Origin of the sequence: Mycolicibacterium rutilum (assembly GCF_900108565.1) — a bacterium.
GTDB lineage: Bacteria > Actinomycetota > Actinomycetes > Mycobacteriales > Mycobacteriaceae > Mycobacterium > Mycobacterium rutilum.
Window position 1 is genome coordinate 5,682,553 of the sequence record NZ_LT629971.1, and the last position, 16,341, is coordinate 5,698,893.

19 protein-coding genes are annotated in these 16,341 nt (G+C 69.4%); 10 read left to right on the forward strand and 9 right to left on the reverse strand.

Annotation, left to right across the window (positions count from 1 at the left end; all coding sequences use genetic code 11):
- Positions 1–9: 9 nt before the first annotated feature.
- Positions 10–978, reverse strand: coding sequence for an NAD-dependent epimerase/dehydratase family protein (locus tag BLW81_RS27670; RefSeq protein WP_083409971.1), 969 nt, complete (start codon positions 976–978; stop codon positions 10–12).
- 37 nt (positions 979–1,015) lie between these two features.
- Here BLW81_RS27670 and BLW81_RS27675 point away from each other — a divergent pair, with 37 nt between their 5' ends.
- Positions 1,016–1,894 carry a glycosyltransferase family 2 protein gene (locus tag BLW81_RS27675; RefSeq protein WP_083409972.1) on the forward strand — a complete coding sequence of 293 codons (879 nt, stop codon included), beginning with the start codon at positions 1,016–1,018 and terminating at the stop codon, positions 1,892–1,894.
- 5 nt (positions 1,895–1,899) lie between these two features.
- Here the strand turns inward: BLW81_RS27675 and BLW81_RS27680 are convergent, their stop codons facing one another.
- Together BLW81_RS27680 and BLW81_RS27685 are read right to left on the reverse strand one after the other, a co-directional pair.
- Positions 1,900–3,123 (reverse strand): glycosyltransferase, encoded by a 1,224-nt coding sequence (locus BLW81_RS27680; protein WP_083409973.1) that lies wholly within the window; start codon positions 3,121–3,123, stop codon positions 1,900–1,902.
- Between the two features lie 20 nt (positions 3,124–3,143).
- Positions 3,144–4,118: a glycosyltransferase gene (locus tag BLW81_RS27685; RefSeq protein WP_083409974.1), complete on the reverse strand. Its 975-nt coding sequence runs from the start codon at positions 4,116–4,118 to the stop codon at positions 3,144–3,146.
- 142 nt (positions 4,119–4,260) lie between these two features.
- Here BLW81_RS27685 and BLW81_RS27690 point away from each other — a divergent pair, with 142 nt between their 5' ends.
- Entirely contained in the window at positions 4,261–4,464 is a 204-nt protein-coding gene (locus tag BLW81_RS27690; RefSeq protein WP_083409975.1) for a hypothetical protein, read from the forward strand.
- 109 nt (positions 4,465–4,573) lie between these two features.
- Positions 4,574–4,813 (forward strand): microaggregate-binding protein 1, encoded by a 240-nt coding sequence (mbp1, locus tag BLW81_RS27695; RefSeq protein ID WP_083409976.1) that lies wholly within the window; start codon positions 4,574–4,576, stop codon positions 4,811–4,813.
- Positions 4,814–4,868: 55 nt separating this feature from the next.
- On the opposite strand, the gene usfY is transcribed toward mbp1, so the two are convergent.
- The 4 genes from usfY to BLW81_RS27715 all read right to left on the reverse strand — a co-directional run bounded on the left by usfY (position 4,869) and on the right by BLW81_RS27715 (position 7,029).
- On the reverse strand, positions 4,869–5,177 hold the full coding sequence (gene usfY / locus BLW81_RS27700; protein ID WP_083409977.1) for a protein UsfY: 309 nt from the start codon (positions 5,175–5,177) through the stop codon (positions 4,869–4,871).
- Between the two features lie 98 nt (positions 5,178–5,275).
- Positions 5,276–5,893, reverse strand: coding sequence for a flavodoxin family protein (locus BLW81_RS27705; protein WP_083409978.1), 618 nt, complete (start codon positions 5,891–5,893; stop codon positions 5,276–5,278).
- On the reverse strand, positions 5,890–6,270 hold the full coding sequence (locus tag BLW81_RS27710; RefSeq protein WP_083409979.1) for a hypothetical protein: 381 nt from the start codon (positions 6,268–6,270) through the stop codon (positions 5,890–5,892). The genes BLW81_RS27705 and BLW81_RS27710 overlap by 4 nt, the downstream gene beginning before the upstream one ends.
- Positions 6,271–6,375: 105 nt before the next feature.
- Complete coding sequence (locus tag BLW81_RS27715; RefSeq protein WP_083409980.1) at positions 6,376–7,029, reverse strand: PAS and ANTAR domain-containing protein; 654 nt, start codon at positions 7,027–7,029, stop codon at positions 6,376–6,378.
- A gap of 84 nt (positions 7,030–7,113) precedes the next feature.
- Between BLW81_RS27715 and BLW81_RS27720 the strand changes: the two genes are divergently transcribed.
- Positions 7,114–7,680 (forward strand): restriction endonuclease, encoded by a 567-nt coding sequence (locus BLW81_RS27720; RefSeq protein ID WP_157898015.1) that lies wholly within the window; start codon positions 7,114–7,116, stop codon positions 7,678–7,680.
- Here the strand turns inward: BLW81_RS27720 and lat are convergent.
- Positions 7,673–9,022: an L-lysine 6-transaminase gene (gene lat, locus BLW81_RS27725; RefSeq protein WP_083409982.1), complete on the reverse strand. Its 1,350-nt coding sequence runs from the start codon at positions 9,020–9,022 to the stop codon at positions 7,673–7,675. The two genes, BLW81_RS27720 and lat, sit on opposite strands and share 8 nt — an antisense overlap.
- Before the next feature lie 52 nt (positions 9,023–9,074).
- Positions 9,075–9,554, reverse strand: a complete 480-nt coding sequence (locus tag BLW81_RS27730) for an Lrp/AsnC family transcriptional regulator (RefSeq protein ID WP_083409983.1) — start codon at positions 9,552–9,554, stop codon at positions 9,075–9,077.
- A gap of 30 nt (positions 9,555–9,584) precedes the next feature.
- Between BLW81_RS27730 and hglS the strand changes: the two genes are divergently transcribed.
- The 6 genes from hglS (at position 9,585) to rhaI (ending at position 16,341) form a co-directional block, all read left to right on the forward strand.
- Positions 9,585–10,814 carry a 2-oxoadipate dioxygenase/decarboxylase gene (gene hglS / locus BLW81_RS27735; protein WP_083410868.1) on the forward strand — a complete coding sequence of 410 codons (1,230 nt, stop codon included), beginning with the start codon at positions 9,585–9,587 and terminating at the stop codon, positions 10,812–10,814.
- Complete coding sequence (gene amaB, locus BLW81_RS27740; protein ID WP_083409984.1) at positions 10,811–12,355, forward strand: L-piperidine-6-carboxylate dehydrogenase; 1,545 nt, start codon at positions 10,811–10,813, stop codon at positions 12,353–12,355. The genes hglS and amaB overlap by 4 nt, the downstream gene beginning before the upstream one ends.
- A 142-nt stretch (positions 12,356–12,497) precedes the next feature.
- Entirely contained in the window at positions 12,498–13,370 is an 873-nt protein-coding gene (locus tag BLW81_RS27745; RefSeq protein WP_083409985.1) for a type IV toxin-antitoxin system AbiEi family antitoxin, read from the forward strand.
- A gap of 157 nt (positions 13,371–13,527) precedes the next feature.
- Positions 13,528–13,857: an L-rhamnose mutarotase gene (locus BLW81_RS27750; RefSeq protein ID WP_083409986.1), complete on the forward strand. Its 330-nt coding sequence runs from the start codon at positions 13,528–13,530 to the stop codon at positions 13,855–13,857.
- Between the two features lie 16 nt (positions 13,858–13,873).
- Complete coding sequence (locus tag BLW81_RS27755; protein ID WP_083409987.1) at positions 13,874–15,199, forward strand: MFS transporter; 1,326 nt, start codon at positions 13,874–13,876, stop codon at positions 15,197–15,199.
- Positions 15,196–16,341: an L-rhamnose isomerase gene (rhaI, locus tag BLW81_RS27760; RefSeq protein WP_083409988.1), complete on the forward strand. Its 1,146-nt coding sequence runs from the start codon at positions 15,196–15,198 to the stop codon at positions 16,339–16,341. The genes BLW81_RS27755 and rhaI overlap by 4 nt, the downstream gene beginning before the upstream one ends.

A 16,341-nucleotide genomic window follows, 5' to 3' on the forward strand; every position in this document is an offset into this window, starting at 1 on the left:
CGTGTTCTCCTAACTTCCCTGCAGCGCAACGGTTGCCGGGTGGGTCCGGAACCAGTCGACCGTGGCCGACAGGCCCTCGACGTAGCCGATCCTGGGCCGCCAGCCGAGCACCTGCCGGGCCAGCGAGATGTCGGGGCAGCGCCGCTGCGGGTCGTCCTGCTGGGCGGACCGGAACTCGATGGGCGAAGTACTGCCCGCCAGATCGCGGATGGTCTCGGCGATTTCGAGCACGGTGAGTTCGTCGGGGTTGCCCAGGTTGACCGGTCCGGCGCAGTCGGATTCGGCCAGCGCGACCAGGCCCGCCACGGTGTCGTCGACGAAGCACAGCGACCGGGTCTGCCGGCCCGTGCCGTTGACGGTGATCGCCTCGCCGGCCAGCGCCTGGCGGCAGAACGTGGGCACGATGCGCCCGTCGTCGGGTCGCATCCGCGGGCCGTAGGTGTTGAAGATCCGCGCCACCGCGATGTCGACCGAGCGGCTGCGCTGGTAGGCGAACGTGAGCGCCTCGGCGAACCGCTTGGCCTCGTCGTACACGCTGCGTGGGCCGACCGGATTCACGTTGCCCCAGTAACTTTCGGTCTGCGGATGCTCCAGCGGGTCGCCATAGACCTCGCTTGTCGACGACAGCACCAGGCGCGCGCCGCACCGGTCGGCGAGGTCGAGCATGTGGCTGGTGCCGAGCGCCCCGGTGCGCAGTGTCTCGATCGGCAGCCGCAGATAGTCGACGGGCGACGCCGGCGAGGCCAGGTGGAACACGGTGTCGATGCCGATGGGCAGCTCGTGCAACGGCTCGCTGATGTCGTGCTCGACGAACCGGTAGCCGGGCCGTCCGGCGAACGACTCGGCCGTGGCAGGTGCGCTGGTGGACAGGTCGTCGACGGAGATCACCTCGACGCCGGCGTCGAGCAGCCGGTCGCACAGGTGTCCGCCGAGGAACCCGCCGCCGCCGGTCACCAGTGCGCGCCTGATCTCATGCATCGTTTGCCCTTCGCGACAGCGGGTAGCCCGCACGGTCATGTACTCGCCCACCGACGTCTCGTTCGTCATCGCCACGCGCAATCGGGCCGCTGAGCTCGCGACGGTGGTCGCGCGGCTGCTCGACACCACGCGGTGCCCGATCGTGGTGGTGGACAACGGCTCCACCGATGACACCGCGGTCGTCATGAGCCGGATGGCCGACCGGTCGGCGAACCGGCTGCGGCTGATGACGCTGGCCGACAACCAGGGCGCCGTCGGCCGCAACGTCGGGGTGGCGGCGTGCGACACCCCGTACGTGGCGTTCTGTGACGACGACTCGTGGTGGACGCCCGATTCGCCCGAGATCGGTGCGGATCTGTTCGAGCGGCATCCGTCGGTGGGCCTGCTCGCGGCCCGCACGATCGTCTGGCCGCGGCGCCGCCAGGATCCGTTCTCCGCCATGCTCGCCGACAGCCCGCTGGGCCGGCGCCCCGGCCTGCCCGGCCCGTCGATCCTGGGCTTCATGAGTTGTGCGGCGATGGTGCGCAAGGCCGCGTTCGAAGAGGCCGGCGGCTTCAGCGATCTGCTGCACTTTCGCGGCGAGGAGCAGCTGCTGGCGCTCGACATGGCCGCCCTCGGCTGGGACCTCTGCTACTGCCCACAGCTCACGGCCGTCCATCAGCCGTCGTCGGTGCGCGCGACCGCCGCCGCGCAGGCCGCCAGGGTGCTGCGCAACGATGTGCTGACCACCTGGCTGCGGCGCCCGATCCGTCGGTGCGTCAACGCGGGCGGCCGCCTGCTCGCCGCGTCCCTGCGCGACCGCGACCACGCACGCGCGGCCGCCGAGGTCCTCGTTCGGCTGCCCGCGGTGCTCGCACAGCGCCGCCGGCTGCCCCATGCGGTGGAGGAGGCGGTTGCGCTGCTGGAAACGGCGTGAGGCGCTCATCCCGACGAGGCGCTTGTCGTCGCGACCGCGGGGACCCGGTCGGGCACCACTCGCTGGTAGATGCGCTCGGTGTCGGCGGCGACACGATCCCAGGAGTACCGCGCCCGCGCGCGGTCGCGGCCGGCGGCGCCCATGCTCTGGCGCATGAAGTCGTCACGAAGCAGGTCGTTGACGGCCTTGGCCACCTCTTCGGGGCTCTTCGGCTTGACCAGCCGGCCGGTCACATCGTGGACGACGGTGTCGAGCATGCCGCCCACCGCCGACGCCACCACCGGCACGCCGCACGCCATCGCCTCGAGCGGGACGATGCCGAACGGCTCGTACCACGGTGTGCAGGCCACGACATCGGCCGACCGCAGCAGCGCGGGCATGTCCTCGCGCGCAACCGAACCGTACAGCCGCACCCGGTCGGCGACGCCCAGCTGCGCGGCCAGCGCCATCAGCCGGCGCGCCTCCGGATCAGACTGCACCGCGGCGCCGTCGGGTCCGCCGACGATGACCAGCTCGGTGCCGGGCAAGTGCGGCAGGGCGCGCACGACGATGTCGAATCCCTTGCGCGGCACGAACCGTCCGACACTCACGATGCGGTGATGTTCGCTGCGCGGCGCGGCCGGGCCGTCGGGGCTGAACAGATCCAGATCGACACCGCACGGAACCACCGACGTGCGGTCGCGGGTGCGGCCCATCCGCATCAACTCGAACACCTCGTCGGTGCACGTGGCCGCCACCCAGGTGGCCGTCCGTGCCACCATCGCCTCCAGGTGCAGCCGGTCCGGCGGGCTGGTGTCCTGCTTGCCCTGGTGTCGCCGCTTGACGACGCCGAGTGCGTGAAAGGTTTGCACCGCAGGAAGATTCAGGTGTCGCGCGGCCAATTGCGTTGCTATCCCGGACATCCAGAAGTGGGCGTGTGCGACGTCGGGGCGGTCGGCGGCCCAGTGTGCGTCGAGGAACTGGGCGAACGGCCCCATGTAGCTCAGCAGTTCGTCCTTGGGCAACCGCTCGGCGGGCCCGGCGGGGACGTGGACCACCGTGTAGCCCTGCGCCGTCTGGACCCGCTCGGGCAGTGCCGCGTCGTCGCGCCGCGTGTAGACGCTGACCTGGTGGCCGCGGCGCGCCAACGCCGCCGACAGTTCGGCGACGTGCACGTTCTGGCCGCCTGCGTCCACGCCGCCGAGCGCGGCCAGCGGGCTGGCATGTTCGGACACCATCGCGATCTTCATCGGCGTCCTCCTTCCGATCGTCACTGACAGCACTCGTCGATGAGCGCGTCCCACTCGTTGAGAAACCGTTCGAGGCCGAACTGCGCGGCGGCGTAGTCGCGCGCGGCCTTACCTGCCGCCGATGCGGCCGCGCCGTCGGCGATGAAGTGCTCCAACGCCGCCCCGAGCGTGTCGATGTCGGCGCTGACCACGCCGGCTTCGGGCGGCACCACCAGCGGTGCCATCGTCGATGCGACCGCGACGACCGGCATGCCGAGGAACATCGCCTCGATCAGCGACAGGCCAAGCGACGTCCACCGCGCCGTGTGCAGGAATACCCGGCGGCGGGCGACCTCGGGGAGCAGGCGCGCGGTCGGCACATCGCCTCTCCCGCGCACCTGCGGGCTGAACACGCACTCGCCGATGGTGTCGGTGTCGATGCCCCAGACATCGATCGGCGCCCGCTCGGCGAGCGGGTCCAGCAAATCCGCACCGACGGTGCGCCAGCGCCGGCAGGGCTCGTTGATCATCGTCGCGGCGGCGCCGATCTCACCGGTGTAGAGCAAACCGGGATCGGCGATGCCGTGGGTGATGACGCGGGTGGGCGCCGCACCGTTGTCCCACATCATCTGATTGAAGTCGGTGACGTGCACGATCGGGATGTCGGTGCGCGCAGCAAGCGGGTGCGGGCTGTCCACCGCGAACGGCCGCGGGGCGTTGTGCTCGACGTAGACGGCGGGGATGTCGACGCCCGGCCGCTTGCCCAGCCACTGCGTCGCGAGGTCGATCTCCTCGGGACGTTGCAGCACCACCAGATCGATCGGCTCGCCGCGCAGCGCGGTTGTCGAAATTTCCTGCGCCCGAGGCCATTTCCGTCCCATAAGACCGCGTCCGTCGGCGTCCTTGCTCTCGTTCACAGGAAGTACACAGCGGTGGCGGCCGGCGACGAACGATTCCGTCCAGGAGCCGTGCACGTGCCACAGCAGCAGCGCGCGCGATGGGGTTGGAACCGACATGCGGGCCGCCTACCCGAGCACTTCTCCGGCAAAACGGTTCTCGAAGCGACTCTTCGTTTAGTGAACCCGTCGAAGTTCGCAATGCGGATTGCCGCGGCGACGGGTCGTTTCGACCTGCTCGTTCCCGGCTATCGTGTTCGGTATGCAGCAGAGCCCGGAACTTCCTGATGAGGTCCCTGTCGCCGACGCGGTGGAGCAACAACGCGAGCCCAGCGAACCGCCGGTCGACGAGGAGGCCTCCGCGGCGCCGCGCGACAACCCGCCCCTGGAGGCCTCCCCCGCCGACTGGCAGGAGCAGCTGGGAACCGTCGAACTGGACCCCGACGACGGCCCCATCGACGACTGACCCGCCCCGGTCGCTCACGTTTAGCCGCTCAGGCCCTCGGGAATCCGCAGTGCAGCGCGGGGAAGTCCCCCGGGCGATGACCGATCCAGCGCATCGCGGAAAGGTGAGCATGACCGAGAAGAACAGTGGGCCCGAAGAAGGCATCAAGGGCGTCGTCGAGGACGTCAAGGGCAAGGCCAAGGAGACGGTCGGCACGGTCACCGGACGTGACGACATGGTTCGCGAGGGCAAGGCCCAGCAGGACAAGGCCGACGCTCAGCAGGACGCCGCCAGGAAGGAAGCCGAGGCGGAATCCGCCCGCGCCGGCGCCAACGCCGCCGAGAAGCGGCAGGAATCCGAGCAGCGGTAACTACCTCCACAACGAGAAAGCCCAGCCTTTCGGCTGGGCTTTCTCTTGTGTATGGCTAGCTGCTCGGGCGTTGCCGCTCGGCATCGGGATGCTCTGCGTACCAACGCTCTTCGATCTTGCGGACACGGAGGTGCTCGGCCAGCAGCCAACCGCCGCCGATGACGAGCAGGACGGCCGAACCGCTGCCCAGTCCGATGCCGACGGTGTGGTGGCCGGCGCCGTGGGCCGCCAGCGCCGAGACGAACAACACCAGCGCCAACCCGATGAGGATCAGGCCCGGCATGTTCTTGGTGTCTTTCATCGATTCCCCGGCGTGCGGCCGCGTCGTCCGCGCGTGGTCTACGGGGTCCTTCGGGGTTTTCATCGGTACTCCTCTCTCGGCATACCTCCCCGTGGGGCGGGCATGTCACAACGGTAGAACTACCCGACCGCGCCGTGGCGGAAACGGACAGTGCGGGAACCTCACTGGTAGGACGGATATCCGCCGGCGCGTAGTGCCGCGGCGAGATGGGCGGCGTTGCGGGCCAGCGCCGCGGTCGTCGACGCCACGGGCTCGGGGACCTCGTCGAGTTCCTTGTAGTCCTTGCTCTGCATCGCCTCCCCGGTCCAGTAGGTGCCGCCCTGGGCGGGGATCGTGTAACCGATGTCGTTGAGGCCCTGGAAGCAGTCGGAGATGACCTTGTGCGCGCCGTCCTCGTTGCCGACCACCCCGACGACGGCCACCTTGCCGACCATCACCGGCCGGCCGGCGTCATCGGTGTTCGACAGCTCGGCGTCGAGCCGCTCGAGCACACGCTGGGTGACGCTGCACGGGTGGCCCAGCCAGATCGGCGTGGACAGCACCAGGATGTCGGCGCCGAGCAGCTTCTCCCGGATCTGCGGCCATTCGTCGCCGTCGCCCATGTCGGCCTCCACGCCCGGGGCGATCGCGTAGTCGACGCAGCGCACCGACTCGGTTTCGACGCCGGCGCTGCGCAGGTTCGCGCAGATGTGCTCGGCCATCAGTGCGCTGCTCGATTCGGCGGGGCTGGGTTTGAGGCTGCACACCAGCGCGACGGCGGTCAGCGGGCCGGCGCTCACCCGAACACCGCGGATCCGGTGAGCGGCAGCATGCTGGTGGTCAGGACCAGCAGCGCCGCGGCCATCAGCAGCCAACCGGCGCCGTGCCAGTGCCGCGCCGTCTCGCCGCGGCGCCCCGTCTGAAAGGCGCGGAACCAGGAGCGCAACCCGCCGAGCATCAACACCGCAGGGGCGGCGAGCGCGAGCAACGTGCGCTGCGGGGTGCCGCAGGCGACGGTGTCAGCGGTCGCGCCCTGGCATGTGCTGACCCACAGCATCGCGGCGATCAGCAGACCCGCGCCCAGCACACCGACGCCGAGCGCGAACCGCGCCGCGTCGCGCAAACCATCGCGGGCGTCATTGTCGAGGGTCCGCAGTTGACCTGGGGTGGGATACACGACCGAATTCTTCTCTTCCCGACTTGCTGCTCTGCCCAGTGCGGGCGATGGTGACGTCGAGCAGACTTCCCGGCCGGAACCCCTGGTAAACGTGCAGATCGATCGTCAGGACCGCACGCGGTAATGCGCCGTCAGCAGCAACCGGTCGTAGGCGGCGCGCGGCGGTAGTTCCTCTTCGTAGCTCAACCCGAGGAAGTCCCTGCTGATCTGCTCGGCCAGCGGGCGCAGTTCGGTGCCCGTTTCCTGGGCTCGCCACTTGAGCAGTTCGAAGGCCGAGTCGGCGCTGATCCGGTAGATCAGCATCAGCATTCCTCTGGCCTGCTCGACGACGCCGCGGGTCTCGGCGGCGACGCGGGCCTCCGGCCCCCGGATCGGCGTCGGGGTGATGTCGACGTAGAAGCCGTGGGTGCCGATCACCCGGCCGCCGTCGTCGAACAGTTGATCGCCGACCACGACGACGTGGCGGGTCCGGCCCGCGGTGTCGATGATCCGGTGCCGCGTCGAGAACGCACCCGCGGTGCGGCGGATCTCCTCCAGGGTCGCGGCGACCTGGCCGTGGTCGTCGGGGTGTTTGTGCGAGAGCACGAGATCGGTGGTCGGGTTGGCGGTGCCCGGCTCGTACCCGTGCATCCGTTCGACCTGCGGCGACCACTCCCAGCGCTCGTCGGCGAAGTGGAAACGGAACCAACCGACGCGCTGCGGGTCACCGTCGGCGAGGGCGCGTTCGACCGACGACTGTCCGTCAGAACCGGCCTCCATGCTCGGAGGCTAACGCGGTCCAACACACATGTGGGTCACGGTGCGCGACCGTTCGCATAACGGCTGTCGGGGGCCCCGCCTAGCATTCGCCGGGTGAGGTTCACGGTGCTGGCGACGACGGCCGTCGCCGCCGGCGTCGTCGCCGCCTCGGCCGGCCTGGCGCCGCAGCACTGCCTGCTCGTCGCCGCACTGACGCCGGCGTTGCTCGTCGCGCTGCCGCGTTTCCTCACCGGCGCGGTCGTCGGCGCACTGCGGCCGGACCCCGGCGAGGATGCCACCGCCGCGATGACCGGCACCGAGTTCGAGGACTACGTGGCGCGAGTCGCGAGGTCCTGCGGTCTTCCGGTGATCATGACCGCGATCACCGGCGACTGGGGCGTCGACATCATCGTCGGCAAGCGGCCGAATCGCCTTGCCATCCAATGCAAACGCCAGTCCCGGCCGGTGGGCGCCGGCGCCGTGCAGGAGGTGGTGGCCGGCGCACCGATGCAGGACTGCGCCAGGACCATGGTGGTGACCAACCACCAATTCACCCCCGCCGCACGCAGACTCGCCGAGCTGCACGGGTGCGAGCTGGTCGGCGGCGCGGAACTGCCCAGGCTGCGCTCGACGATCCGGCGCCTGGTGGAGCCGGCGACCGAGGTCAGCTGAGCGCGTCGCGGACGGCGGCCAGCGCCGCGTCGAGCTCGCCGCGGGACACGGTCAACGCCGGCCGGAACCGCACGCTGTCGGTCCCGCTCGGCAGCATGATGACCCGGCGTCGCCACAGCCGGCGGATCACCTCGTCGCGCTGCTCGGTGGTGGGCAGGCTGAACGCGCACATCAGGCCGCGGCCACGGACGTCGAGGACGACGCCGGGGAATTCGTCGGCCAGCGCTTCGAGCCCGTCGAGCAGGTAGCGACCCGCCTTGCCTGCGCGGCTGATCAGCCCGTCGGCCTCGATGACCTCCAGGATGCGCCGGGCCCGGACCATGTCGGCGAGGTTGCCGCCCCAGGTGGAGTTGATCCGCGAGCTGACGGCGAACACGTTGTCGGGCACCTCGTCGACGCGCCGGCCCGCCATCACGCCGCACACCTGGGTTTTCTTGCCGAAGGCCACCACGTCGGGGGTGACACCGAGTTGCTGGTAGGCCCATGGCGTTCCGGTGAACCCGCAGCCGGTCTGCACCTCGTCGAAGATCAGCAGCGCGTCGAACTCGTCGCACAGGGCGCGCATGGCGGCGAAGAACTGCGGCCGGAAATGCCGGTCGCCGCCCTCCCCCTGGATGGGTTCGGCGACGAAACAGGCGATGTCGTGCGGATGCGCCTCGAACGCGGCGCGCGCCTGCCGCAGCGACTCGGCCTCCAGCGCGGCCATGGCGTCGTCGTCACAGCCCGGCCGCAGATACGGCGCGTCGATGCGCGGCCAGTCGAACTTGGGGAACCGGGCCACCTTGTTGGGGTCGGTGTTGGTCAGCGACAGGGTGTAGCCGCTGCGGCCGTGGAACGCGCCGCGCAGGTGCAGCACCTTGGTGCCCAGTTCGGGGTCGCGGCCGTGCGCCTCGTTGTGCCTGCTCTTCCAGTCGAACGCGACCTTGAGCGCGTTCTCGACGGCGAGCGCTCCGCCGTCGACGAAGAACAGGTGCGGCAGGGCCGGATCGCCGAGCACCCGCGCGAACGTCGCGACGAACCGCGCCATCGGCACGGTGTAGATGTCGGAGTTGCTCGGCTTGTTGACCGCCGCACGCGCGAGTTCGGCGAGGAAGTCGTCGTCGCCGGCCAGGTCGGGATGGTTCATGCCCAGCGCGGACGACGCGAAGAACGTGAACATGTCGAGGTAGGACTCGCCGGTGCGCGCATCGACGAGGTGCGAGCCCGAGGACCGGTCGGTGTCGAGCACGAGGTCCATGCCGTCGGCCAGGATGCTGCGCGCGAGCACGTCGTGCACGTCGGCGGGCGCGATTCCGGAGGCGCCCGAGGAGTCCAGGTCATGGCGGGTCAACAAGTCGGTCATGCCGCCATGCTAACAGAATCTTTACGGTCTATTCGCTAGTAGACCGTAGATTTTACGGGATAATGTCGCGACGCTCGTAAAATGTCTGTAGGATGATCGTGCTTCGAGTACGTACGTTGGCCGCGGTCCGGATCCGCTGCAGCAGGTCCTCGAGCGCACGCGCCGACTCGACGCGCACGAGCAGGACGTAGCTCTCGTCCCCGGCCACCGAGTGGCACGACTCGATGGCCTCGATGTGTTCGAGGCGCGCGGGCGCATCGTCGGGCTGGGAAGGATCGAGAGGAGTGATGGCCACGAACGCCGACAGCATGTTGCCGACGGCCTCCGGGCTGATCCGCGCCGAGTATCCGGTCACCACGCCGCGCGCCTCGAGCCGGCGCACCCGCGACTGCACCGCCGACACCGACAACCCGGCGGCGGCGGCGAGGTGGGCCAGGGTCGCGCGGCCGTCGGCGACGAGTTCGCGCGCCAGCTTGCGGTCGATCTCGTCGAGCTCGACCGGTGCGCGGCCGGCGTCGTCGGCTTCAGGCATGGCGGCACTGTATCCGAGGCGGTACGCGCGATGAGCCGACAAGTCGAAGCCTGGCAGCTGCGGGCGCAGTTCGCCGCGCAGCTGTCGCGGATGTACGGCGCGGAGGTGCCCGCCTACACCACGTTGGTCGAGGTGGCCGCGGCGGTGAACCGCGACCACGCCGCCGCGACGCCTGATGCGGAACGGCTGGGCTCACTCGACCGGGTCACTGCCGAACGGCACGGCGCGATCCGCGTGGGCAGCCCCGGCGAGCTCGCCGACGTCGCTGATCTGTTCGCCGCGTTCGGCATGTACCCGGTCGGTTTCTACGATCTGCGCGACGCGGCGTCGCCGGTGCCGGTGGTCTCGACGGCGTTCCGGCCGATCGACTCCGAGGAACTGGCGCGCAACCCGTTTCGGGTGTTCACCTCGATGCTGGCGACGGCCGACGCACGGTTCTTCTCGGCCGATCTGCGCAGCCGCGTCGAGCGGTTCGTCGAGGCACGACGGTTGTTCGACCCGGAGTTGCTCGCCGAGGCCCGGCGCATCGCGGCCGACGGGGGCGCGGAGGCCGAACGCGCCGAGCGGTTCGTCGCCGCCGCGGTCTCGGCGTTCGCGTTGTCGCGCGAGCCGATCGACCGCACGTGGTACGACGAACTGAGCGCGGTGTCCGCGGTGGCGGCCGACATCGCGGGCGTCACGTCCACCCACATCAACCACCTGACGCCGCGGGTCCTCGACATCGACGAGCTGTACGGCCGGATGACGGAGCGCGGGATCACGATGATCGACGCGATCCAGGGCCCGCCCCGCACCGCCGGTCCCGCGGTGTTGTTGCGGCAGACGTCGTTTCGGGCGCTGGCCGAGCCGCGGCGGTTCCGCGAACCCGACGGCGCGGTGGTCGACGGCACCCTGCGGGTGCGGTTCGGCGAGGTCGAGGCGCGCGGTGTCGCGTTGACCCGCGAGGGCCGCGCGCGCTACGACGCCGCGATGGCCGCGCCGGATCCGGCCGCCGTGTGGGATCAGCACTTCCCCGACAGCGACGCGGCGATGGCCGCGCAGGGACTGGCCTACTACCACGGCGGCGATCCCACCAAACCCGTTGTCTACGAGGACTTCCTGCCGGCCTCGGCGGCGGGCATCTTCCGATCCAACCTCGACACCGAAGCACAGGCCACCAATGCCGAAGACGCCTCCGACTACAGCATGGGCTGGATGTCGGAGCGGCTCGGCCACCACATTCACGACCCTTACGAGCTCTACGAGAAAGCAGCACAATGACCACCATGACGACTTCGACGCTCCCCTCGGTCGACACCCTGCGCGAGCGCGCCCGTGACGCGCTGACCGCGATCGGCTGGCGCGGCGACCTCGGCGCACCGGGCGGCCCGGGCCTGCAGGCCAGCACGCCGATCACCGGGGACGTGCTGTTCTCCGTCGCCGAGTCGACGACCGATCAGGCCGACGCGGCGATCGCCGAAGCCGCACAGGCGTTTTCGGTGTGGCGCAGCACGCCCGCCCCGGTGCGCGGCGCACTCGTCGCGCGGCTCGGCGAACTGCTCGTCGCGCACAAGGCCGAGCTGGCCACGCTGGTCACGCTCGAGGCGGGCAAGATCACCTCCGAGGCGCTCGGCGAGGTGCAGGAGATGATCGACGTCTGCCAGTTCGCGGTCGGGCTGTCGCGTCAGCTGTACGGCAGGACGATCGCCTCCGAGCGGCCGGGGCACCGGTTGATGGAGAACTGGCACCCGCTCGGCGTCGTCGGGGTGATCACCGCGTTCAACTTCCCGGTCGCGGTGTGGGCGTGGAACACCGCCGTCGCGCTGGTCTGCGGGGACACCGTGGTGTGGAAGCCCTCGGAGCTGACACCGCTGACGGCTTTGGCGTGCCAGGCGCTGATCGAGCGGGCCGCCGCCGATGTGGGGGCGCCGCGCGAGGTGAGCCGGTTGATCCAAGGCGGCCGCGAGATCGGTGAGCGCCTCGTCGACGACCCGCGGGTGGCGCTGCTGAGCGCGACCGGTTCGGTGCGGATGGGCCAACAGGTCGGCCCGCGCGTCGCGCAGCGGTTCGGCAAGGTGCTGCTGGAGTTGGGCGGCAACAACGCCGCGATCGTCACGCCGTCGGCCGATCTCGACCTGGCCGTGCGCGCGATCGTGTTCTCGGCGGCGGGCACGGCGGGCCAGCGCTGCACCACGCTGCGCCGGCTGATCGTGCACTCGTCGATCGCCGACGAGGTCGTCTCCCGGATCGTCGACGCGTACCGGCAGCTGCCCATCGGCGATCCCGGCACCGACGGCACACTGGTCGGCCCGCTGATCCACGCGGCCGCCTACCGCGACATGGTCCGGGCGCTGGAGCAGGCCGGCGCCGAAGGCGGTGAGGTGTTCGGCGGCGAGCGACAGGACGTCGGAGACGAGTCGGCGTACTACGTCGCCCCGGCGGTGGTGCGGATGCCGGCGCAGACCGACGTCGTGCACGCCGAGACGTTCGCCCCGATCCTCTACGTGATGACCTACGACGACCTCGATGAGGCGATCGCCATGAACAACGCTGTTCCGCAGGGACTTTCGTCGTCGATCTTCACGCTCGACATGCGGGAGGCCGAACGCTTCCTGGCCGCCGACGGTTCGGACTGCGGTATCGCCAACGTCAACATCGGCACGTCGGGCGCCGAGATCGGCGGCGCGTTCGGCGGCGAGAAGCAGACCGGCGGCGGCCGCGAGTCGGGCTCGGACTCGTGGAAGGCCTACATGCGTCGCGCCACCAATACGGTGAACTACTCGACCGAACTGCCGCTCGCCCAGGGCGTCCACTTCGGCTAACTCCGCCGTTTCCGCCGAACGTGCGGTTTCGTACGCAACACGCCGCGTCCGCGGTCGAAAATGCACACTCGCGCGGGGCGCCCTGTGGATAACTCCACCTGAACGCACCGGCGATGTCGTGGTCAGTCGCGACCGTTGCGGCATGGACGAAATCGTTTGGCCGTTTCGAGCGACGGAAGCTGTCGACGCCGGCGAGGTGACACACCGCCAACTGCGTCGCTTCTACATCGCCATGTATCCGGGCGTCTGGATACCCCGTGGCGTCGAACCGACGGCGGTCGATCGCGCCCGCGGCGCCTGGCTGTGGTCGCGGCGCCGCGGCGTGCTCACCGGGTTGTCGGCCTCCGCGATGCACGGCGGCAAATACATTGAGCCGCATACTATCCCTGAATTGGTGCTTGACAATCGTCGCCCACCACAGCTCCTCACCGTGCACAGTGACACGTTGCTGCCCGGCGAGACAGGCTTACGGGCCGGGATGCCGGTGACGACGCCTGCTCGCACGGCCTTCGATCTCGGCAGGCGGCTGCCGACCATCGAAGGCGTACAGCGCATCGACGCACTGATGAACGCCACCGGAGTCACCGTCGCGGACGTGGAGGTTGTTGCGCTGCAGCATCCCGGCGCGCGCGGCCTACGCCAACTGCGAAGCACGCTGGACCTCGTCGACGGCGGGGCCGAGTCGCCGTACGAGTCGCTGACCCGGCTACTGCTTGTCCGCGCCGGATTTCCCCGCCCGCAGACACAGATACGCGTGTTCGACCACAGCGGACGCTTGGTCGCCCGGATCGACATGGGATGGCCCGAATACTGCGTCGGTGTCGACTTCGAAGGCGGTCATCACTGGACCGACCCGAAGCAGCGCACCGCAGACGCCGAACGCTATTGGCTGCTGCCCCGGCTCGGCTGGAACGACCTCAGGCTGACCAGCGGCATGCTGCACAACAACCCGCAGACATTCCTTCGTCGGGTCGGTGAGGCACTTATAGCTCGCGGCTGCCCGAAAACATGGTGAGCGTGCCGTTTCGTTCGCAACACGCCGTGCCGACGGACGAAAGCGCACGGTCGAGACACCTCCGCCCGCCCAGCCGACCCTTGACGACGGCCACTCCGGCGTCCTAGTGTGAGCGCACTCACGAATTGAAACGTTTCAATAACGACGTAAGGCAGGGATGGCCACCACCGCAGAGACCCGACGGGTGTGCTTCCTGCTGCAGTTACGGCCCGAGCGCGTCGCGGACTACCTGGCCGCCCACGACACGGTCTGGCCGGAGATGCTCGAGGCACTGCGGACCGCGGGTTGGCGCAACTACTCCTTGTTCCTGCGAGCCGAGGACGGCCTCGTCGTCGGCTACCTGGAAACCGACGACTTCGAGGCGGCGCTGCAGGGCATGGCCGCCACCGAGGTCAACGCCCGCTGGCAGGCGGACATGGCGCAGTACTTCGGTTCGAACCCCGACCAGGCGATGCGGCCGCTTGCCGAGTACTTCCACCTCGACTAGAACCAGAAGGACTGTCATGAAAGTTGGAGCCCGCTCGACCACCGGCTGGCGCGCGACGATCGCGGTCGCCATGTCGAACTACATCGAGGCCGGTTCGATCATCGCGATCGCGACCAGCCTGGCATTCTGGCAGGCCGAGTTCGGCATCAGCAACTTCGCCGTCGGTCTGCTGGCGGCGTTGAGTGCCAACGCTTTCGGCGCGGCGATCGGCGCGATCCTCGGCGGTCCGCTGTGTGACCGCTTCGGCCGCAAGGCGATCTACACCTACGACCTGATCGTCTACATGGCCGGTGTGCTGCTGGCCGCCTTCGCCGTCAACTTCACCATGCTGCTCGCGGCCTTCCTCATCACCGGCATCGCGGTCGGCGCCGGAGTCCCGGCGTCGTGGACCTACATCGCCGAGCAGGCCCCGTCGGAGGGGCGGGCCAAACACGTCGGCACCGCCCAGCTCGCGTGGTCCGTCGGCCCGATGATCGGCTTCGCGCTCGCCGCCGTGCTGGCCCCGATGGGCCTGATGGGCTCGCGGCTGACCTTCTTGCACCTGTTCGTCGTCGCCGCAGTGGTCTGGTGGGTCCGGCAGGGCCTGCAGGAGTCACAGATCTGGACCGACGAAGCCAAGTCCGAACCCGCCACCGTCGCGTCGACCGTCGGCCTGCGCGGCCTGCGCGGCCTGCGCGGCCTGTTCTCCCGCAAGGTCAACATCACCGCCCTGCTGTTCCTCGGCGGCATCTACTTGTTCTGGAACACCGTCGCGGGCCAGGCCGGGATCTTCATGCCCCGCGTGTACGACACCGCGGGCCTGCACAGCCCGGTCGCGCAGAACCTGCTGCAGGTGCTGGTGTGGGGTTGCACGGTCGCGGCGACCTACTTCGGGTTCATGCGCTACGCCGACCGGGTGTCGCAGCGCTGGTTCTACGCCGGCGGCGCGGCGCTCGGCATCGCCGGATGGGCGGTGCTGGTCGCGTTCACCGACGGCGGCGTCCCCACCATGCTGATCTTCGCGGTGCTGTGGGGTGTCTCCAGCGGCATCGGCGCGCAGGCGTTCTACAGCCTGTGGGCCAGCGAGATGTTCGCGACGCCGTACCGCGCGAGCGCCCAGGGTGTGATGTTCTGCGTGGTCCGCACCTTCACCGGCCTGTTGAGCTACTTCTTCCCCACCCTGCTCGTTGCGATCGGCCTCACCGGAGTCGGTCTGCTGCTCATCGGCTTGCTCACCGTCGCACTGATCATCGGCGCGGTGTGGGCACCGGCAACGCGCGGAAAGACATTGCGCCAGATCGAGATCGAACGCTACGGCCGACCGGTTGAACCCACACCCCAGGACTCCAAGGTGATCGCGTGACCCTGCTCGACAAACTGCAGATCGAACTGCCGTCGTGGGCGTTCGGCAACTCGGGGACGCGCTTCAAGGTGTTCGGCACCCCCGGCACCCCACGCACCATCGAGGAGAAGATCGCCGACGCCGCCACCGTGCACCGCTTCACCGGCCTGGCACCCGTTGTCGCCCTGCACATTCCGTGGGACCGGGTCGACGATTACCGCGCCCTGCGCCGGCACGCCGCCGACCACGGTGTGCGGCTGGGCACCATCAACTCCAACACCTTCCAGGACGACGACTACAAGTTCGGCAGCCTGACGCACACCGACAAGGCGGTGCGCCAGAAGGCGATCGACCACCATCTCGAGTGCATCGACATCATGGCGGCGACGGGGTCGCGTGACCTGAAGATCTGGCTCGCCGACGGCACCAACTACCCCGGCCAGGGCGACATCCGCGGCCGTCAGGACCGGCTGGCCGAATCGCTGGCCGCGATCTACCAGCACATCGGTGAGGGCCAGCGGCTCGTGTTGGAGTACAAGTTCTTCGAGCCCGCGATGTATATGACCGACGTCCCCGACTGGGGCACCGCCTACGCGCAGGTCACCGCCCTGGGCGAGCGCGCGGTGGTGTGCCTGGACACCGGCCACCACGCACCCGGCACCAACATCGAGTTCATCGTCGCCCAGTTGTTGCGGCTGGGAAAGCTCGGCTCGTTCGACTTCAACTCGCGGTTCTACGCCGACGACGACCTGATCGTCGGAGCGGCCGACCCGTTCCAGTTGTTCCGGATCATGTTCGAGGTGATCCGCGGCGGCGGGCTGGACGAATCGTCCCCGGTGGCACTGATGCTCGACCAGTGCCACAACGTCGAAGCCAAGATCCCCGGCCAGATCCGCTCGGTGCTCAACGTGCAGGAGATGACCGCTCGCGCACACGCGGTCGACACCGATGCGCTGGCCGTCGCCCAGGAGACCGGAGACGTGTTGGGCGCCAACGCGATCTTCATGGACGCCTTCTACACCGACATCCGCCCTGCGCTCGCGCAGTGGCGCACCGAGCGCGGCCTGCCCGCCGACCCGATGGCGGCCTTCGCCGAGTCGGGATACCAGGACACGATCAACGCAGAACGAGTCGGCGGCACACAGTCGTCGTGGGGAGCATGA

What these genes read in the sequence shown, in the direction of transcription:
- BLW81_RS27670 (WP_083409971.1), bottom strand. Translation starts at nt 978, where the DNA reads ATGCATGAGATCAGGCGCGCACTGGTGACCGGCGGCGGCGGGTTCCTC.
- BLW81_RS27675 (WP_083409972.1), top strand. Translation starts at nt 1,016, where the DNA reads ATGTACTCGCCCACCGACGTCTCGTTCGTCATCGCCACGCGCAATCGG.
- BLW81_RS27680 (WP_083409973.1), bottom strand. Translation starts at nt 3,123, where the DNA reads ATGAAGATCGCGATGGTGTCCGAACATGCCAGCCCGCTGGCCGCGCTC.
- BLW81_RS27685 (WP_083409974.1), bottom strand. Translation starts at nt 4,118, where the DNA reads ATGTCGGTTCCAACCCCATCGCGCGCGCTGCTGCTGTGGCACGTGCAC.
- BLW81_RS27690 (WP_083409975.1), top strand. Translation starts at nt 4,261, where the DNA reads ATGCAGCAGAGCCCGGAACTTCCTGATGAGGTCCCTGTCGCCGACGCG.
- mbp1 (WP_083409976.1), top strand. Translation starts at nt 4,574, where the DNA reads ATGACCGAGAAGAACAGTGGGCCCGAAGAAGGCATCAAGGGCGTCGTC.
- usfY (WP_083409977.1), bottom strand. Translation starts at nt 5,177, where the DNA reads ATGAAAACCCCGAAGGACCCCGTAGACCACGCGCGGACGACGCGGCCG.
- BLW81_RS27715 (WP_083409980.1), bottom strand. Translation starts at nt 7,029, where the DNA reads ATGGAGGCCGGTTCTGACGGACAGTCGTCGGTCGAACGCGCCCTCGCC.
- lat (WP_083409982.1), bottom strand. Translation starts at nt 9,022, where the DNA reads ATGACCGACTTGTTGACCCGCCATGACCTGGACTCCTCGGGCGCCTCC.
- BLW81_RS27730 (WP_083409983.1), bottom strand. Translation starts at nt 9,554, where the DNA reads ATGCCTGAAGCCGACGACGCCGGCCGCGCACCGGTCGAGCTCGACGAG.
- hglS (WP_083410868.1), top strand. Translation starts at nt 9,585, where the DNA reads ATGAGCCGACAAGTCGAAGCCTGGCAGCTGCGGGCGCAGTTCGCCGCG.
- amaB (WP_083409984.1), top strand. Translation starts at nt 10,811, where the DNA reads ATGACCACCATGACGACTTCGACGCTCCCCTCGGTCGACACCCTGCGC.
- BLW81_RS27745 (WP_083409985.1), top strand. Translation starts at nt 12,498, where the DNA reads ATGGACGAAATCGTTTGGCCGTTTCGAGCGACGGAAGCTGTCGACGCC.
- BLW81_RS27750 (WP_083409986.1), top strand. Translation starts at nt 13,528, where the DNA reads ATGGCCACCACCGCAGAGACCCGACGGGTGTGCTTCCTGCTGCAGTTA.
- BLW81_RS27755 (WP_083409987.1), top strand. Translation starts at nt 13,874, where the DNA reads ATGAAAGTTGGAGCCCGCTCGACCACCGGCTGGCGCGCGACGATCGCG.